The sequence below is a fragment of the Streptomyces sp. NPDC048278 genome (assembly GCF_040652195.1).
Lineage (GTDB): Bacteria > Actinomycetota > Actinomycetes > Streptomycetales > Streptomycetaceae > Streptomyces.
The window spans coordinates 1-17,487 of sequence record NZ_JBEZLP010000041.1; the positions used below are offsets into that span (position 1 = coordinate 1).

Sequence of the window (17,487 nt, forward strand, 5' to 3'; positions counted from 1 at the left end):
AGCATGGTCCTCAACCTCGCCGCCGAACTCGGCCCCCGCGGCATCACCATCAACGCCATCGCCCCCGGCGGCACCGCCACCGACATGGCCGACACCCACGCCATCAGCTACAAGCACCCCCTCCTCAACGCCTCCCTCCCGGAATGGGAGAAGATGCACGGCGCCCTCGGCCGCCTCGCCCGCCCCGAAGAGATCGCCGCCGTCACCGCCTTCCTCGTCTCCGACGACGCCTCCTACATCACCGGCCGCACCATCGAAGCCGACGGCGGCTACTTCTAACCCCCCTCCGGATGCCTGCCGCCCGGCAAGTAGCTGGCAGACCTGCACGAACGGGTGAACGCCCAAGCTCCTGCAGACTCCCGGGCGGAAGGCGGATTCTCTCCCGCAAGCGGGAGGTACCCCCGCCCGGCCCGAAGGCTAGGCCAGCTTCCGGGAATTCCGGTGATCAGCGGAGGCCGTACTCGTCTTTGCCGGCTAGATCCAGCTGTCTGCCGGGCTTCGCGATCACCGTGGGGGCTCCGGTTCGCCGGTCCGTCGGGCATCCCCGGTGAGGCCGAGCCAGCGCTCTGGTCCGGGCGGTCAGAGGAAGACGGGCGCAAGGTCGCAGTAGAGACGGTAGGAGTCGATGAGCCCGGCCCCATCGATGCGCCAGATGCTCACAGCACGGATGGTGATTGTGCGGCCGTATATCCCGTGGTAATCGACGGACAGCTCGGCAATGGTGTCCGAGCCCTCGGTCCACTCGTTGAGCACCGTGTGTTGCAGTCCTTTGACGGCGGCAAAGAACCCCTTCAGTCTGGCCTCGATGACCGCGGGGCCTATCAGCGGATCGCCGTTGGGGAACTGCAGGCGCCCCTGTTCTGCGAACAGTCGGCTGAAGCCTGCGGCATCGCGTGCATCGATCAGTGCGATGACGGTCTTGGTGAACTCACGGGACATGCCGTTTCGTCTCATTTCACGCTACTAAGGGTGCCTGCTGCACGCTCACGCATCGCCCTGACTGACGCACGCGCAGCGTCCAGGTAATCCGCCTCCGTGTGCTCGGCGAGCCCTTCCTCCGCGCCTTCCGGATCAGCACTGCCCGCCGCAGTCCCGGAGGCATGAATGCCAGTTCCGGCTCGCCGGGGCGGACTCGCTACCCATCGCGGCTGCGGCCGTGACGTAGGTACGTGACATGTGCTCTATGACTCGGGCACAGGGTGACGACTTCGCGTACGAGCCGTCCGGCATGGACGGTCTCCCGTACCAGGCCTCCGTCGAACGGTCAGCCTCAGCGCTGCCGATGCCGACCGCAGAGGGGAAGCAGTGTTGAGCCATGATCACGCGGCCCTCTCAGCCGCCGACCGCCTTGAGAACGGGCTTCGTGCCGTCGTCCGAGGTGAGAGCACGACCCGCTTCGAGCACGACTGCTCCACGCCTTCGGGCTCCGCCCGCCATCGCCCTGCGCCCTTCTGCGATGATCACACACAGGCATTAGTGTACACACTTATATTCCTCGGATCGAAAGAGATGCGCGCTTTAGTCGAGACAGAAGCCATCTGATAAGAACTGTGTATGTACTTTTCCCCGGCGAGGTGGCGAGAGCGACGGGGCCTCACCAACGGCGACCGTATGCGCATACGTGCGAGTAGCCCGGCCGTTCGCGCGCGCCGGCCCGAGACACCTCGCGGCGGCGCGTCCGCCCGGCCTCCACACGTCTCCCCCTGCGCGCGTGCGACGAGAACAGCTCCTGTCCGTCGGCACAGCCCACGGACACATTGGGCTCGTTACGCGGTCCGCCGTGAGACAGATTCGGTGCGATGCCCGGAGGGATCACATGATCGGCAACCTGGCCAACTATCCAGTCAACCTGGACACCGGACGGCGCTTGAGGGCCGAGGAGCCGCCTGGCATCGCAGCCCTGGCAGGTCCGGATCCCATGCCTGGCCAACGCCCGGAACCAGTCTCCGAGGACACGGCTCGCCGGGCTGTGGAAGCCCTGTTCCTGCAGCACCAGGACGCTGTCGTACGGCCGTGGGAGCGGCTTGGCCGCTACGCGGCCGAACGCGGCGACATGGTGACGGCTTACGCCTACTTCGCCGCCGCCCTGCTCGCCGCCGATCGGGTGCTGGATGCAATGGGCTACCAGCCGGGGGACCGGCTCAGCTGGGACCACCCTGCAAACCGGCCGGTGATCCAGGCGTCCTGCGGCCTGGGACTCGCGGCGAAAGCCCTGGGCCGCAAGCAGGAGGCCGATCAGTTGCGGCATCGCACACAGCTTCTGGCAGCGGACTCCCCCCGCTGAACCTGGTGCGCGCCGCGCTGCCTTCTTCCTCCTGCAGGAAATCCCCATCCCTCCGTTAGGAGACACCGTGTCCACCTCGGCACCCCACCGGCCTCCCGCCAGCCCCAGTGTTGTGATCGTCGCCGGCGGCACTGGAAACATCGGTGAAGGCATCGTCCGGGCCGGTCTGAGTGCCGGCGCCACTGTCGTCGTTCCGTCCCGTGACCAGAGCCGTCTGGACGCCCTGCGCCGGTACGTCGTGGAGTTCGGTGTCAACAGCGCGAAGCTCGACACACGCGTCGCCGACATCGGCGACTTCACCCAGATTCTCGCGCTGTACGCGCAGCAGCCGAAGGCGACCGTCCACACCTTGTTCGCCCGCCCCGTCCCCGGGTTTCCCTTCCAGGCCGGGGGTGGATGAGGTACGGGCCGGTAGCCCGTTGAAGCACTCACCTCAACCGTGACGTCTCATCAACGGCCCGGGCCTGACGTCCCGGGCCCCGCACGGCAGGCGCCGCTGGGCTTGGGCTGCGTATGTGTCCTGTCCACGCCCCCGTTTCGGTAGGTGCGCCTGGGGCGGTTGACTGCAGCCCTCGTCGTGACGGCCTCCCGCGCTCCGGTGCGGATGTTACGGAAGACTCCCTCACAGCCTTCAGGCGGTGACGATGAGTTTGTCCTTGAGGTGACCGCCATCGAGCAGCCGGTGGGCGTCGGTGATGCGATCGAACGGGAACGCCTACTCCACGTAGGCCCAGAACTGCCCTGTTCGACGAGGTCACGCAAGGCGACCGGATCCTGGCGACCGAGATGCCACTGAAGCGCATGCCGACCGCCTCGTACCTGGCAGCGAGCTCCGCGTCCTCCTCGGCGACCGCCGTCACCAGATGACCGCCTGGGCGGAGCATCCAGAGCGACCGCCCGATGGTGTCCCCCTCGATCCTCTCCAGCACGACGCCGATGTCGCGGAGCCCAGGTCGGCGATGGCGCCAGGGCGGGCCGCCCGCAGCTTGGCGGTGAGCTGGTCGTGTCGGCAGACGGTGATCTCCGAGGTTCCGTCCGGGCCGGGCCGCCGAGACCCAGAACGGTCGGCCGTGGTCCTCGGTGAGCGCGATGACGAGCAGGCCATGGCATTTGCTCTTGCCGGAGTAGTTCTTCCGATTCTCTTTGCTGGTGCGACGCCGGGTGCGGATCAGCGTGCCGTCCAGCAATACGAGCCCGCCACCCTTGTGGGTGATCTTTTTGAGGGCGCGGTCCATGCGCGGGGCGCGAGCGGCCAGCAGGCCGACGACTTCCCTGACCCGCCGGGTCACGGCGGTGCGGTGTATCCCGTTGCCAGCGGCCAGGTCGCCCGGCCGCTGGTCCCACCGCAGTACCGCGAGCACGATGGTGGCGATCTTCCCTGCGGGCAGGGCGCGCCACCGTGACCTGATCTTCTTCAGATGGCCGCATATCAGGCCGGCGAACCAGCTCAGGGTGGCGCTCGACAGCGGCAGGCGGGCAGCGCAGACAAGGCCGTCAGGGCCCTCGACGGGATGGTTTTTTCTTCACACCAAACTCAACTACCGCCCGGAGCAGTTCAGTTACGTCCCCATCCGCGCAGCTACTGCCGCATCAGGCACCCACCTTCCTCGCTATCGAACCCGGGGAGGCAGGTGCGTGATGCGGTCTTCCCAGCGCCCTTGTGGGGCTCCGGGAGGAGCGGCCGGCCTGACAGCAACTTTTGACGGGACGTCAGATCATGAGCACATCGGTTTGATCTTGTTGGTCTCGTTGACCGCGTCGGCCCAGGAGAACTCGTCGTTGTCGCTGACGTAGTAGTAGGTGGCTCCGTTGGGAGCCATGGCCACGGTGATGCCGCCGTAGCCGGACATGAACGGCACGTAGAAGGAGCAGGAGTACTGCGGGTAGGACGACGGGGTGAACTGGAGCGCCCACAGGCCGTTGTTGTACTTGAAGGCGGTGGTCCCGGTGGTGGTGACGCCCCGGTCCGAGGAGGTCTTCTGCATCGTGGCCGCCAGAGCGGTGGAGTTGAGCACCTGGGTGCCGTTGACCGCGCCGCCGTCGTTGTTCAGCAGCTTCGCCACCTTGGCGATGGAGTCCTGCGTCCAGAAGAGTCCGTAGCCGCCGAGGGGCACACCGGTCGCGGAGTTGTCGGTGCGCTCGATGGTCAGCGAGTCGGGGCCGACGCCGAGGGGTTTGAAGACGTCGTCGCGCACCAGGTTGAAGATGTCCGCGCTGCTTCCGGCCTTCGACTGCAGGTAGTTGTTCTCCGCGCGGGCGGCAAGGAAGTAGTCGGACGTGTGGTAGACCCACTGGCTGCCCGGGGTGGACTTGTGGGGGTAGGACAGCGCCGTGGACACCTTCGAGCTGTACGACTCGGCGGTGAAGAAGTTGGACATGGTGGTGCCGTCCTCGTCCGTCTCGAAGCCGGATGAGGAGTAGTTGCCGGTCGCCATGTCCAGCGCGTTGTTGAGGGTGACGCTGGACCAATCACCCGAGGACGAGGACGTCTCGGGCACCCAGTTCTTGATCAGTTCGCTGGCGACGCTCGCACCGTAAAGCTGCTCAAGCCGCATGGCGGCGATGCTGGTGAAGGCGCTCTTGGCCGTGGAGTATGAGGGCAGCAGCATGTCGGAGCAGAACGCGTAACTGCCGTAGCGGGTCGTACAGCCGGAGGTGTAGTTCACTCCGTTGATGTAGACGCCGTAGGCGGTCATGCTGGAGGCGGTGACGCCGGAGCCGAACTTGCTCGTGTCGACGCCCGAGCTGGGATAGTCGGTGGCCAGGGCGTTGATGGACTTGGTGGGGAGGCGTCCCGCCACCTCGGTGGCGTAGTCGTTCTCGATGGTGGTGGCGTTGCTGACGGTCTGCGGGGTGTAGGTGCCCGTCAGCTGGCCCCACATGTTGAACTTCTGGTAGTCGCAGGTCTCCTGGGTGATCTGGTAGCGCACTTTGCTGATGCCGCCGGCGTCGAACAGGAAGGTCATCTCCCCGTTGTGCACGCAGTTGGCGTTGCGTTCGACGAGCGCGAACGGGAAGGACGCGCGGGTCATGCCGTTGTCGGAGGTCTCGTCCCAGGCCCGGCCGGCGCCCACTTCCAGGTTCCAGACGGTCGAGCCGGTGTACTGCAGGCCCCGCACGGTCGGGATGAGGTGGCTGCCGTTTTGCACGAAGGTGACGGAGACCGACGGCAGGTGTTTCCACACCGAGTCGGCGGTCGAGGTCCGGTTGTAGGTGTCCACGAGCTCACTGAACCCGCCGCCCGTGGACGTCCCGCTGAGCGTCAGAGTTCCCTGGAAGGAGTGCGACGGCGCCGCCGCGCCGGTGGGGAGCGCGAAGGCGGAGTCGCTGACCGGAGCGGTGGAGGTGCCGGTGGTGAGGTCCGTACGGGTCAGCAGGGTGCGGCTGACCGCGCCGCTGCCGGTCAGGGGGTCGTCGGCGACGGCGGTGAGAGTGTCGGCGGAGGCCGTGGTCGCCGTGGCGGTCAGCCCGGCCAGCAGAAGCAGGCAGGACAGGGCCACGCGGAGTCTCGGGCTGGGTCTCATGCCGCTGAAGGTGACCCCGGCGACGGGAGTTTGTCGAATGCCTGTTGGTGCCGTACGTCATGTCACCCGCGTATGGCCGCTCTTGGCGCCGGGAGGCGAGGCGAACAGGTCACGGCAGAAGACGGCGAGCCCGTCGAGGCAGGAACGGATCTGGGCGCAGGCGTAGTGTGTGGGGTCCCAGGCTCCGAAAAGGGTGACGTGCAAAGGCCCGTCGGCAAGCCGGATCGGCAGTGACCGCAGGGCGAAGCGCGGGTCGTCGGAGACGACGCACACGCCCTTGCCCGCCGCCGCCAGCGCCTGCGCGACGGCCGGCGCCCTGGCCACGTACGAGGCCTTGTAGCCCAGCCCGGCCTTGGCGACCGCCTCATCCAGGACCCGCCGCACACCGTGCAGTTCGTCCATGACGATGATCCGGTCCGTGCTGAGGTCGTCCAGGGTGACATGGTCACGGTCCGCCCAGGGGTGGCCGGGGGCGACCTGGACCCACACACAGGCCTGGCCGAGCACGACGTAGCTCAGGTCGGAGGGCGGGGGCCGGGTACCGATGGCGAAGTCGGCCTGGCCGACCGACAGGGCGCCGTAGACGCCGTGCGGGGAGGCCTCGATCACGTCGGTGATCTGTCCCTCGGGACCGCTGGCCACGACGAACGGCGCCACGACGTCGGTGACGGTCGTGGGCGGCGCGATCACGGTCAGCGGCACGCCCGCGCCGGAGGCCATCGAACGTGCCGTGTCCCTGGCGAGCCGGGCGCGGGCGATCACGTCACGGGCGACCGGCAGGAACGCGCGGCCCGCGGGCGTCAGTCGCAGCGGCCCCTCCCCGCGCCGGAACAGCGTCAGACTCAACTCCCTTTCGAGCTGCCGGATCTGACGGGACAGCGACGGCTGTGTCACGTGCACCTCGTGCGCCGCAGCCGTGACCGAACCGAGATCCACGATCGACAGGAAGTACTCAAGGACACGCAGTTCCACTATGCCTCCAAGGCATGGGAAGTACGGAAGACAAGTATTTGCGGGTCATATCCCGCAGGTCAACACTGTCAGGCAACGGCGCCCCGCAGCCCGGTCGGTTCGCGTACCCCCACACGTCACCGCTTCTTGCCCTCTTCTCGACATCCCATCCGGAGGTGCTTCGTGCATCACAGACGTCTGCCCGCGCGCTGTTCGCGCCGGTGGGCCGCCGTGGCCGCTCTCACCGTCGGCGCCCTGGCCGCGAGCGGTTGCACCGGACCCGCCACGTCCGGCGGCGACGCCGTCCTGACCGTCGCCTCGACCGCTGACGTGACCACCCTCGACCCGGTGGCCTCTTTCTCCACCGAGGCGATGTACCTGGGCAACATCTACGAGCCGCTGCTGTGGAAGAACGCTGCCGGCTCGTCGACCGCGTACACGCCCGCCATCGCCACCTCCTGGAAGAAGTCGACTGACGCCAGGACCTGGACCTTCACCATCCGGCGCGGTGTCAGGTTCCACGACGGGACCCGGGTCAACGCCGCCGCGGTCGAACAGAGCGTCCTCGCGGCGCGCAAGAGCGGCGGTGCCTCCTTCATCTGGGCGCCGCTCGCGAGCATCACCACTCCCGACGACCACACCGTCGTGATGCACCTGAAGTACGCCGCCGCGATGGACCTCATCGCCTCGTCCACCTACGGCGCCTGGATCGTCTCCCCGAAAGCCCTCAACGCGGCGGCCAAGGACAAGACCTACTACAACACCAAGGGCGTCGACGGCGGCACCGGCCCCTACCGGATGGCGTCCTACCGCGCCGGCAAGGAGATGGTCCTGACGCGCGCGGCGTCCTACTGGAACACCGCGCGCGCCGCCACCTACAAGACGGTCGACGTGCAGATCACGGCCGACACCGTGACGGCCCAGCAGATGCTTACGGCCGGTGAGGTCGACCTCTCCACGTCCGTCCCCCTGCAGAACGTCAATTCGTTCCGCAAGAACGCCAAGTACACGGTCAAGGACTACCCTTCGCCGTTCAACTACGTCGCCTTCTTCAACACCAGGCGCAAGCCCCTGAACAACCCCCTGGTCCGCCAGGCCCTGTCGTACGCCACTCCCTACAAGGACATCATCACCGTCGGCGCCCAGGGCTACGGCACGCAGTCGCACGGCCCGGTGCCCAAGGACATCTTCCCCTACGACGCCTCCGTGCCGCAGTACCACCAGGACCTGGCCAAGGCCAAGGAGCTGCTGGCCAAGGCCGGTTACCCGAAGGGCGGCTTCACCCTCCACCTGACGTACGCCTCGGAGAACGAGGCCGAGGCCCGGTTCGTGCCGCTGCTCAAGGACGCCTACGCAAAGCTCGGAGTGACCGTGAAGGTCACCTCTCAGCTGTTCAACCAGCAGTGGCAGAACGCCAAGTCCAACCCGGCCGGGGCACAGGACATGTTCGTCCTCTACTACTGGCCGACCTACAGCGACGCGGGCTCGGACAACCTGTACTCGCTCTACCACAGCAGCGCCAAACCGTACTTCAACCTCAGCTACTGGAAGAACGCCACCTACGACGGCCTCGTCGACAAGGCCGGCACCTACACCGCCGACGACCCGGCGAAGGCCCGTTCGCTGTACGTGCAGGCGGAGCGCATCCTCTACTCCGAGGCGCCCGGCCTGTCGCTGTACGACTCGCGAGCGGTCTACGTCGTCCCCAAGGCTCTCAGCGGCTTCGGGTTCAACGAGAACTATCCCTTCACCGTGTTCTTCGCCGCGCTGAAGCCGACGGGCTGACGGGGGGGCTTCGATGATGCGACACCTCGCGCGGCTCGCGGCGTCCTTTGCCACGGTGCTGTTGATCCTGACCATGGCCACGTTCCTGCTCGCCCGTGTCCTGCCCAGCGACCCGGCCCTGGCCTACATAGGTCCCAAAGCCACCGCGGCACAAGCGGCCCGGATACGGGCACAGCTCAGGCTGGACCAGCCACTGCCTGAGCAGTACGTCCACTACCTCGTACGACTGGTCCACGGTGACTGGGGCTACTCGCTGGCCACGAAACGCCCGGTGCTCAGCGAGATCGCGGACCGGCTGCCCGCGACACTGGAGCTGATCGCCGCGTCCACCCTGCTGTCCGCTGCGCTCGGCATCGGGCTCGGTGTCGTGGCCGCGCGCCGCGAGGGCGGGCGCGTCGACTCGCTCGTCCGGCTGGTGTCCATCGCAGGCGTGTCCATGCCCGCCTTCTGGCTGGGACTGCTGCTCCAGGTGGCGTTCGTGGACCGGCTCGGCCTGCTGCCGGCGACCGGCGCCTTCAGCAGCACCCTGCGGTTCGTCGACCCGATCAGGTCCGTCACCGGCTTTCCGCTCCTGGACAGTCTCCTGACCGGCAACTGGACCGCCTTTTCCGACGGGTTGAACCATCTGGTGCTGCCCACGGTGACGCTCGCCGCCTACCAGGTGGGCCTCGTGGCCCGCATGACGCGCGCGTCGATGGTCGAAGTACTGGCACAGGACCACATCACCGCGGCGAGAGCCTATGGGCTGCGGGAGAGGGCGATCGTGTGGACGCTCGCGCTGCGGGGCGCGCTCTCCCCCACTCTGACCGTGCTCGGCATGGCCGTGGCGTACTCGCTGACGGGCACGTTCTTCGTGGAGACGGTCTTCAACTGGCCGGGCATCGGCCAGTTCGCCACGCAGACCATGCTCGCCGTCGACTACCCGTCGATCATGGCCATCACCCTGCTGGGCGCCGCGGGCTACCTGTTCACCAACGCGGTGGTGGACGTCCTGCAGGCACGCGTCGACCCACGGGTGAGGCTGTCATGACGGCCCCGGTGATCAGGGACACGACGGCGGCCGTACCGGAGGGGGCCCCGGAATCGAGGACGCGGTCGCTGTGGCGGCGTTGGCTGAGGCTGGCCCGGGCCGACCGGTTCGGCGCGGCCGGTGTGGTGCTAGTCGCCGCGCTGGCCGTGGTCACGGTCTCCGGTACCTGGCTCGCCCCCTACCCGGCGCAGGGCCGGGGCGCCGCCGACGTCGCCGCGCGGAACATCGCACCCGGCACGGCCCACCTGTTCGGCACCGACGAACTCGGCCGCGACGTGCTGTCGCGGGTGATGCTGGGCGCGGGGCCCGCGCTGCTGCTGTCGGTGGCCGTCGTCGGAATGGCCGTGGCGGTGGGCGTGCCGCTCGGCGCGTCGGCCGGCTACCTCGGTGGGTGGACAGACACCGTGATCTCCCGGGTGACGGAGTTCTTCCAGTCCTTCCCGCCGCTGCTGCTGGCCATGGTCGCGGTCGCCCTCCTCGGCCCCGGCCGGCTCGACGCGGGCCTGGCGCTCGCGGTCTGCTGGTGGCCGTGGTACGCGAGGCTGGTACGCGCCGAGGCTCGCTCCCTGCGCGAGCGGCCGTTCGTCGAAGCGGCCCGGTCCATGGGCGTTCCGCTGCCGGTCATCCTCGCCCGCCACGTCGTGCGCAACTGTGTCGGCCCGATCCTCGTCCAGGTCACGGTCGACCTCGGCTCGGTGATCCTCGCGGAGGGCTCGCTGGCCTTCCTCGGCCTCGGCGCCCAGCAGCCGTCGCCCGACTGGGGCCTGATGGTGGAGGAGGGCCGCGCCTCGCTGTTCGACGCGTGGTGGATCTCCACCTTTCCCGGTCTCGCCATCTTCGTGACCGTCCTCGGGTTCAACCTGCTGGGGGACGCGCTGCGCGACCTCCTCGACCCGCGGAAGGCGCGGCCATGACACCTCAGGAGAGTTCCGCCTCAGCCATGAGCCCACAGGAACACCCCGTTTCGGCGGCCGGGTTCCAGGACACCCCCCTTTCAGTCAACGGCCCTCAGAAGTACCCCCGGTCGGCCGCGGACCACATCGCTCCCGCCGACCGACCGGGCCCGGGACCGCTGCTGGAGGTCACCGGCCTCACCGTGTCCTTCCCACGCCCCAGCCGCCCTGAGCTGCCCCCGGCACAGCCGGTGCGGGGGGTCGATCTGCGGGTGTCCCAAGGGGAGATCCTGGGCGTGGTCGGCGAGACGGGGTGCGGCAAGACGCTGGCCGGGATGGCGGTCCTCGGTCTGCTCCCGCCGCACGCCCGACTCGGCGGCAGCATCCGGCTCGGCGGCGCGGAACTGACCTGTCTGCCGCCCGCCGAGCGGGCAGCGCTGCGCGGTGGTGCCGTGTCCCTGGTCTTCCAGAACCCCGCGACCGCCTTCAACCCTGTCTTCAGCATCGGCGACCAGGTGCGCCGTGTCGCCCGGCGGCACCTGGGCATCAGCCGCCGCGAGGCCGATGCGCTGGTCCTCGACCGCCTCGGCAGGGTCGGCCTGCCCGATCCACGCCGGGTGGCGCGGGCGTACCCGCACGAGTTGTCCGGCGGCATGCTGCAACGCGCGATGATCGCGATGGCGCTAGTCGCCGGGCCCAGGCTGCTCGTCCTCGACGAACCCACCACCGCGCTCGACGCCACCGTCGCCCGGCACATCCTGCGCCTGCTGCTCGACCTGCGACAGGAGAGTGGCTTCACCGCCTTGCTCATTACTCACAACCTCGGTGTGGTCGGCGACGTGTGCGACAGCACCGCCGTGATGTACGCGGGCCGGGTCGTGGAGCACGGGCCAGCCCAGGACGTCCTCAGCCATCCCGGCCACCCCTACACCCGCGGCCTGCTCGGCGCCCTGCCCGGCCGGGGAGCCCCCGGGCAGCCGCTGACCGCCATCGCGGGCACGGTCCCGCCCGACGCCGCGCAGGTGCGCGGCTGCGCCTTCGCCGACCGCTGCCCAGAGGTGATGGACATCTGCCGGATCACCGATCCCCGGCCCAGGGCGCTTGCGCCCGGGCGGCAGGCCGCGTGCCTGCGGGCCCCTGAGGAGGCGGCGTCATGAGGAACCTGGCCGGTGCCCCGAGAAGGCGGCCCCCCGCACTGCCGCAGACCGCCGTTCCTGGCCGAGGCTGTGTGGTGAACAACCCGGCGGGCGACCACGCGGGCACTCCGGCGGACCCGGCCCCCGGCAGGGCGGCACTGGAGGTACGCGACCTGGAGGTGAGTTTCCCCGCCCGCTCCGGACGCCACGGTGAGGTGGTGCACGCCGTGCGGGGGGTCAGCCTGACCGTGACGGCGGGGTCCGCCTTCGGCCTGGTCGGCGAGTCGGGCTCCGGCAAGAGCACCCTCGCGCGCGCCGCGCTCGGCCTGCTGCACTCGTCGAGCGGCACCTGCCTGGTCGGCGGGACGGACGTCGCCACGGCACGCGGAGCCGCACTGCGCACGGTCCGGCGGGACGCGGCGATGGTGTTCCAGAACCCGGTCGCCGCTCTCAATCCCCGCCGCACGGCGGCGGCCAGCGTGGGCGAGCCGCTGCGGCTTCAGGGCCTCGGCCGCGCCGAGACCGCCCGGCGTACGGCGGACCTGCTCGACCAGGTCGGGCTGACGGCCGCACACGGCGCACGGCTGCCGCACGAGTTGTCCGGGGGACAGTGCCAGCGGGTCGGTATCGCCCGTGCCCTGGCCACGAGCCCGCGACTGCTGGTCCTCGACGAACCCACCTCGGCCCTCGACGTGTCCGTCCAGGCCCAGATCCTCAATCTGCTGCTCGACCTCAAGGCCTCCCTCGGGTTCGCCTTCCTCCTGATCTCCCATGACCTGGACGTGGTCAGACACATGAGCGACACACTGGGCGTGATGTACCGGGGGCGGCTGGTCGAGACGGGTCCGGCCGGCCCGCTGCTGGCCTCCCCCGCTCACCCGTACACCCGCGCGCTGCTGGACTCGGTGCCCGGTCAGGGACGCGACCGCCTCCTGGCTGGCCCGCCGGAACCCTCCGGGCCTGCTCCCGGACCGGGAGCAGGCTGCGCCTACCGGCCCCGGTGCCCGCTGGAGGGCAGCAAGGTGGCGGACGGCGCCTGCGCCACCGACGTCCCCCTGCCGCGGCCTGCCGGACCCGAGGGCGTCGAAGCCGCCTGTCACCTGGCCACGGCCGTCACCACCACCCGCCCCGGTATGAAGGGAAACAACGCGTGCCCCCTGCGAAGGACAGCATCGTGAAGGGCGGCGGACGCCCCTGGCCGATCACGCTGGAAAACTGGCAGGACGCCCCGCTGAGTCGCTGGGGCTTCGCCCATGCGGAGCAGATCGTCCCCGCGGCCGTGATCCGCGCCGCCGACCCACCCGAGCCGTCCCCTTCCGCCGCAGGCTCCGAATTGACCAGGCTGCACGTTCCGCTCGACGGCCGTGAGGTTCCGCTGGAAACCTTCCTGTCGGCGTCCGCGACCGACGCATTCCTCGTGTGCGACCGCGACGGCATCCGTTACGAGACCTACGACGGGGTGATGGACCAGCACCGCAGGCACCTGTTGATGTCCGTGTCCAAGTCGGTGTGCTCGCTGCTGATCGGCCAGCTCGTCGCCGAGGGCGCGCTGGAGCTCTCCGAGCCCGCCCGGACGTACGTGCCGGAACTGGGCGACTCGGCGTTCGGGACCGCGACGATCCAGCAGATCCTGGACATGTCGGCGAACGTCGACTACAGCGAGGACTACCACGACCAGTCCTCCCACGTACGTCTGCAGGACCGGATCGCGGGTTGGCGGACACGGCTGCCCGAGGACCCCGGCACCGTCTTCGACTTCCTGGCGTCCCTGCGGTCCTCGGGCCCCCACGGCAGGCGCTTCCAGTACTGCTCGGCAGCGACCGACGTACTGGCCTGGGTCACCGAGCGGGTCACCGCGGGCCGCTACCCGGACCTGCTCCACGAGCGACTGTGGCGGCACCTGGCCATGGAGCGGGACGCCCAGATCACGATCGACCGAGCGGGCTTCGCCTTCGCCAACGGCGGTATGTCGACCACCGCCCGGGACCTGTCCCGGATCGGCCTGCTCCTGCTGGACCACGGAGTGGCGGGCGGCCGGCAGGTGGTCCCCGAGGACTGGATCGACGCCATCGTCCAGGGCGGCGACCCGGCCGCAGTCGCTGGCACGGTCTTCAGCGAGGTGCACCCGCGCGGTTCGTACCACAACCACTGGTGGGTGACCGGCGACGACCACGGCAGCCTGTACGCGACGGGCATCCACGGCCAGTACCTGTGGGTCGACCCGGCCAGGCAGGTGGTGATCGTGAAGTTCTCCTGCCTCCCGGTCGCCACCAGCGCCGACTGGTCGCACCGCCACGCCCGCGTCTTCCGCAGGATCGCCGAATCCCTCTGAAGGGTGGTGGCGCCGGCCGCTGCCCGGCGCCACCACCCCGGCAGTGCCGCGGGCGTCGCCCGCGGGCGGGGCCGGGCCAACCCTCCCGCGGCCGTCGCACAGTCCTCAGGCCGACCGCCCACAATCGCTTCCTGCGTTTGCGTCTCGTCCCGCGCACCGTTTCGGGAGGCGCGCCTGGGGCGGTTGGCTGCAGCCCGCGTCGTCACGACTCCCGCGCTCTGGAGCGGATGTCGTGGGAGCCTCCCTCATAGCCTTCAAGCGGTGAGGACGAGCTTGCCCTGGAGGTGACCGCCGTCGAGCAGCCAATGTGCGTCGACGGCGTGCTCGAACGGGAACGTCTCCTACGTGGACCCGGAGCCTGCTCTGTTCGACGAGTTCGACGAGTCCTCGCAGGGCGACCGGATCGGGGTCGACCGCAATGCCGCTGAAGCGCATGCCGGCCGCCTCGTACGTGACGGCGAGCGCCGTATCCTCCTCGGCGACCGCCGTCACCAGGTGACCGCCCGGGCGGAGCACTCCGAGAGACCGCTCGACGGTGTCGCCGCCGATCGTGTCGAGCACGACGTCGATGTCGCGGACCGCCCCGGTGAAGTCGACCGCCGTGTAGTCGATCACCTCGTCGGCGCCGACCCCCTCGACGAACTCCCGTTTGCTCCCGCCGTCGGTCGCGATCACGTGTGTGCCGAGCGCTTTCTCCCCCAGGCGCTCCGACGGCTCCAGGCGGACGGGCTCGTCCGCCGCCACGCCTCCGCGAGTTCTCAAACTGGCACACCATCATCATGTTCGTCGCCGCCGGCCTCGGCGTCACCATCGCCCCCTACAGCGTCACGACGCCGCTCCCCGCAGGCGCCCGACGCCTCAAGTTCGACGGGCGCCCCACAGCAAGCCGGATCTTCATGGCCACCCGCCGAGGAGACAACCGTCCCCTCGTGCAAGCCTTCATCGCAGCATCCGAGTCCGTGACAGGTCGTCGCCACGACCGGACGACGAGAACACGTTGACCTGCCGAGCGAGCACCTCTCCAAGCGCAAGAGCCACTTGAAGGCGTACCGTGCGTAACCTCATTCGCCGCACCTGGAGCACCCACGGCCGGGATAACAGCCCAAGCCGACTACTGTGAAACGCCCCTGTCCGCGCAACTTCTTAGCGGACCTGCGCGGTATCGGTCGATATCATCCGCGCGCCTGGCCATGTCCCGCAACCGCTCCTTCCGATGCCCAGCCTGGCGTGTGCTGCGGCGGGCCGGCCGCTCCCGCGGCGGTCGGGGGTTCGCGGCGGAACACGTCCTTGAGATAGAGCACCAGGGCCGCGCCGAGCACCCATGCGGGAAGGATGACCAAGGCACGGGACAGACCGTCGTCCTGGAACCGGGACAGACCCTGCATGGCGCGAACCCCCACCCCGACAGGCAGGATCTCCGACAGCGGGCGCAGCCAGCCCGGAAGGTAGGCCGCCGGCATGATCCCGCCGCTGCTGCTGTTGCCAAGGATCAGCAGGAGTATCGAGGCGATGCTGACGCCCGCGGAGCCGAACAGGCGCAGCAGCACCATGGTCGTACCGCCGACGGCGGCGCCCATCAGTGCGATGACGAGGGCGAGCTGAAAGAAGGGGCCGGGCAGTGCACCGAAACCTGTACTCCCGGCGATAACACCGACCAGGACACCGCCGACGAGTCCGAACATAGCCAGACTGGCCATCCGCCAGCGGTACTGGAGCCGGGGTGCAAGCTGGTACGTCGTCATACCGAAGAGATACCCGGCCAGCACCAGGCCGAAGGCTGCGTAGAAGACGGAGAGACCCCGCGTGTCCCCCGCCGCCGCCGGGGCCACGTCTTCGACGGACAGATCGCGGTGCTCCGCGTGAGCCGCAGAGCCGAAGGCGGTGGTCACTGTCGCGGTGACGGCAGCTCCGTTGGCGCTGCCGTAGAGCAGTTTCCCCTTGCCCAAATAGGCCGCGTACACAGACCTGTCCTGGACGGCCTGCCGGGCCGCGTCTTCATCGGGGTAGGTCTCCAGCGTGAAGCCGCCCGGGACGACACGCGCAAGGTCCTGCTGCAGGTGCTCCTGGCGAGTACCGATCTCGGTCGTGCCCACGTGCAGTTTATGCGGGCGCGGTGCATGGAAGGCGGCGAGATACACGCTGACGAACACGGTGCCGATCAGCAGCACGACCGCCACGGGGAGCACGACGGCACGCGTGTTCCCGGGGCGGGGCGGTGGATGCGCCACATCCAAGGCGTGCCTGCGGGGGTGGCGGTGGGCGACTTGCTGGGACATCGGGAGCAGATTCCTCAAATGTAAGTTGGCTGATAATATCAATACATCATAATCAGTTGCCTTACAAGAAAGGTCCGTCACGTGACCCGTGCCGACCGGCGCACCGGCTATGTGGCCTGGCAGATCGGCCAGATCATGGCGTCCCGGATCGAGCGCACCCTGCGCCCTTTCCAACTGACCCTCGCCCAGAACAGTGCCCTGGCACAGGCCATCCTCGATCCGGGCGTCTCCAGCGCGACTGCGGCGCGCAGAGCGGCGATCACCCCCCAGTCCATGGGGACCGCGGTCAATGGGCTGGTGGAGCGAGGACTCCTGGAACGGCGGATCACCCCCGGCGACAGACGCACCCAGCGGCTCCACGCCACGGAAGCCGGTCTACGGCTCGCCGATGAGGCCAGAAAAGCGGTGGATGCCACCCACGCCGAGGCTCTTCAGGCACTGACACCAGAGGAACAGGAACAGGCGCACGCACTGCTGCTGAGGCTGCTGACGTCGCTCAACCCCTCGGTCACGGACGCCGACAGCACGCCATAAGGACATACCGGGTGCGACCTGCCCTCCGGGGCCTGCCTCCGGTCGTGATCAGGGGGCTTCAGGAGCCTGCCGACCCAGACGGCCGCCGCGCGGAGACGGAGTCCGGCCAGGTGGCTCTCGGGCTTCCGCCCCTGTCGCCAGCCATCGCGACTGGCCGGATGCGGGGATAACCGGCGGCCAGGCGGACCCGGACCTTGTTCAGGACGGGAATGAACTTGGGGGCTGTCGGCAACCCGCCCGGCAGCCAGGTGGATCTTGCCGGTCAGCCCGCCTCGGGACCAGCCGAGCAGGAATGCCTTCAGCCTGGCGCACCGTCGCGGGTGGATGCGCCGGCGTTCGGCGCGGATCGCTTCGCCGCCACGCCCGCCTTGTTCCTCGGACGCTCCCCTTTTTTTGCGAGGCAGCCTCCATCCAACGCCGCCAGGGCCTGTTCGCCGACCCACATGTCAGCCGCGTCTTGACGAGTCCGCGTGGTGGTGGAGTCCACACCGACCAGGGACATGTCGATCTCGTCCTTTGCTGGCGGCCTCAGCAATCGCTTCTTCCAACAGGACCATCTCCCTCCGCTCGTCTCCGGCGCGGTACCACCGGATCACCCCCTCGAACCGCTCACGCAGCCACTCTGGGTACGGGCCGAATCTGTCGGCCGGCCTGAACAGTGCGATGAACTCCCATTCAGTGTCGGCGAGTTGCGCATGCGTCACACCGCAGTCCCATCAGACCGGCAATGAACCCGATCCTG

Annotated in this window: 16 protein-coding genes and 2 pseudogenes; 12 read left to right on the plus strand and 6 right to left on the minus strand. The window is 68.9% G+C overall.

The window, feature by feature from the left end:
• On the plus strand, positions 1 to 279 hold a 279-nt coding region (locus AB0D74_RS42785), incomplete at its 5' end, for an SDR family oxidoreductase (protein ID WP_362599545.1).
• Between the two features lie 300 nt (positions 280 to 579).
• Here the strand turns inward: AB0D74_RS42785 and AB0D74_RS42790 are convergent.
• Positions 580 to 939, minus strand: coding sequence for a nuclear transport factor 2 family protein (locus AB0D74_RS42790; RefSeq protein ID WP_362599547.1), 360 nt, complete (start codon positions 937 to 939; stop codon positions 580 to 582).
• Between the two features lie 877 nt (positions 940 to 1,816).
• Between AB0D74_RS42790 and AB0D74_RS42795 the strand changes: the two genes are divergently transcribed.
• Positions 1,817 to 2,284, plus strand: a complete 468-nt coding sequence (locus tag AB0D74_RS42795; protein ID WP_362599549.1) for a DUF3151 family protein — start codon at positions 1,817 to 1,819, stop codon at positions 2,282 to 2,284.
• Positions 2,285 to 2,351: 67 nt separating this feature from the next.
• The gene (locus AB0D74_RS42800) at positions 2,352 to 2,684 is read left to right on the plus strand and encodes a hypothetical protein (protein ID WP_362599551.1); all 333 of its coding nucleotides are present in this window, start codon (positions 2,352 to 2,354) and stop codon (positions 2,682 to 2,684) included.
• 231 nt (positions 2,685 to 2,915) lie between these two features.
• Here the strand turns inward: AB0D74_RS42800 and AB0D74_RS42805 are convergent.
• A pseudogene (locus AB0D74_RS42805) lies at positions 2,916 to 3,231 on the minus strand (zinc-binding dehydrogenase); the annotation flags it as partial.
• Between the two features lie 123 nt (positions 3,232 to 3,354).
• Here AB0D74_RS42805 and AB0D74_RS42810 point away from each other — a divergent pair.
• Positions 3,355 to 3,687, plus strand: a complete 333-nt coding sequence (locus tag AB0D74_RS42810; RefSeq protein WP_362599705.1) for a hypothetical protein — start codon at positions 3,355 to 3,357, stop codon at positions 3,685 to 3,687.
• Positions 3,688 to 3,999: 312 nt separating this feature from the next.
• On the opposite strand, the gene AB0D74_RS42815 is transcribed toward AB0D74_RS42810, so the two are convergent.
• Both AB0D74_RS42815 and AB0D74_RS42820 read right to left on the minus strand, forming a co-directional pair.
• Positions 4,000 to 5,808, minus strand: coding sequence for a hypothetical protein (locus AB0D74_RS42815; RefSeq protein WP_362599553.1), 1,809 nt, complete (start codon positions 5,806 to 5,808; stop codon positions 4,000 to 4,002).
• 57 nt (positions 5,809 to 5,865) lie between these two features.
• Positions 5,866 to 6,780 (minus strand): LysR family transcriptional regulator, encoded by a 915-nt coding sequence (locus AB0D74_RS42820; RefSeq protein WP_362599555.1) that lies wholly within the window; start codon positions 6,778 to 6,780, stop codon positions 5,866 to 5,868.
• Positions 6,781 to 6,990: 210 nt separating this feature from the next.
• Between AB0D74_RS42820 and AB0D74_RS42825 the strand changes: the two genes are divergently transcribed.
• The 6 genes from AB0D74_RS42825 to AB0D74_RS42850 are packed head-to-tail and all read left to right on the plus strand — an operon-like array spanning position 6,991 to position 13,935.
• On the plus strand, positions 6,991 to 8,544 hold the full coding sequence (locus tag AB0D74_RS42825) for an ABC transporter substrate-binding protein (protein ID WP_362599557.1): 1,554 nt from the start codon (positions 6,991 to 6,993) through the stop codon (positions 8,542 to 8,544).
• Positions 8,545 to 8,557: 13 nt separating this feature from the next.
• A complete protein-coding gene (locus tag AB0D74_RS42830; RefSeq protein ID WP_362599559.1) occupies positions 8,558 to 9,574 on the plus strand; it encodes an ABC transporter permease in 1,017 nt (338 codons plus the stop codon).
• On the plus strand, positions 9,571 to 10,488 hold the full coding sequence (locus AB0D74_RS42835) for an ABC transporter permease (RefSeq protein WP_362599561.1): 918 nt from the start codon (positions 9,571 to 9,573) through the stop codon (positions 10,486 to 10,488). Before AB0D74_RS42830 ends, AB0D74_RS42835 begins: the two co-directional genes overlap by 4 nt.
• Positions 10,489 to 10,514: 26 nt before the next feature.
• Positions 10,515 to 11,624: an ABC transporter ATP-binding protein gene (locus AB0D74_RS42840; RefSeq protein WP_362599563.1), complete on the plus strand. Its 1,110-nt coding sequence runs from the start codon at positions 10,515 to 10,517 to the stop codon at positions 11,622 to 11,624.
• Entirely contained in the window at positions 11,621 to 12,781 is a 1,161-nt protein-coding gene (locus AB0D74_RS42845) for an ABC transporter ATP-binding protein (protein WP_362599565.1), read from the plus strand. The genes AB0D74_RS42840 and AB0D74_RS42845 overlap by 4 nt, the downstream gene beginning before the upstream one ends.
• A complete protein-coding gene (locus tag AB0D74_RS42850; protein WP_362599567.1) occupies positions 12,754 to 13,935 on the plus strand; it encodes a serine hydrolase in 1,182 nt (393 codons plus the stop codon). Before AB0D74_RS42845 ends, AB0D74_RS42850 begins: the two co-directional genes overlap by 28 nt.
• 254 nt (positions 13,936 to 14,189) lie before the next feature.
• Here the strand turns inward: AB0D74_RS42850 and AB0D74_RS42855 are convergent.
• Positions 14,190 to 14,628 (minus strand): annotated as a pseudogene (locus AB0D74_RS42855) (zinc-binding dehydrogenase); the annotation flags it as partial.
• A gap of 86 nt (positions 14,629 to 14,714) precedes the next feature.
• Here AB0D74_RS42855 and AB0D74_RS42860 point away from each other — a divergent pair.
• On the plus strand, positions 14,715 to 14,936 hold the full coding sequence (locus AB0D74_RS42860) for a LysR substrate-binding domain-containing protein (protein ID WP_362599569.1): 222 nt from the start codon (positions 14,715 to 14,717) through the stop codon (positions 14,934 to 14,936).
• A 171-nt stretch (positions 14,937 to 15,107) separates the two neighbouring features.
• Here AB0D74_RS42860 and AB0D74_RS42865 read toward each other — a convergent pair whose 3' ends face one another.
• Positions 15,108 to 16,112: an ABC transporter permease gene (locus AB0D74_RS42865; protein ID WP_362599571.1), complete on the minus strand. Its 1,005-nt coding sequence runs from the start codon at positions 16,110 to 16,112 to the stop codon at positions 15,108 to 15,110.
• A gap of 180 nt (positions 16,113 to 16,292) precedes the next feature.
• Here AB0D74_RS42865 and AB0D74_RS42870 point away from each other — a divergent pair, with 180 nt between their 5' ends.
• Positions 16,293 to 16,745, plus strand: a complete 453-nt coding sequence (locus AB0D74_RS42870) for a MarR family winged helix-turn-helix transcriptional regulator (protein WP_362599573.1) — start codon at positions 16,293 to 16,295, stop codon at positions 16,743 to 16,745.
• Positions 16,746 to 17,487 lie beyond the last annotated feature (742 nt).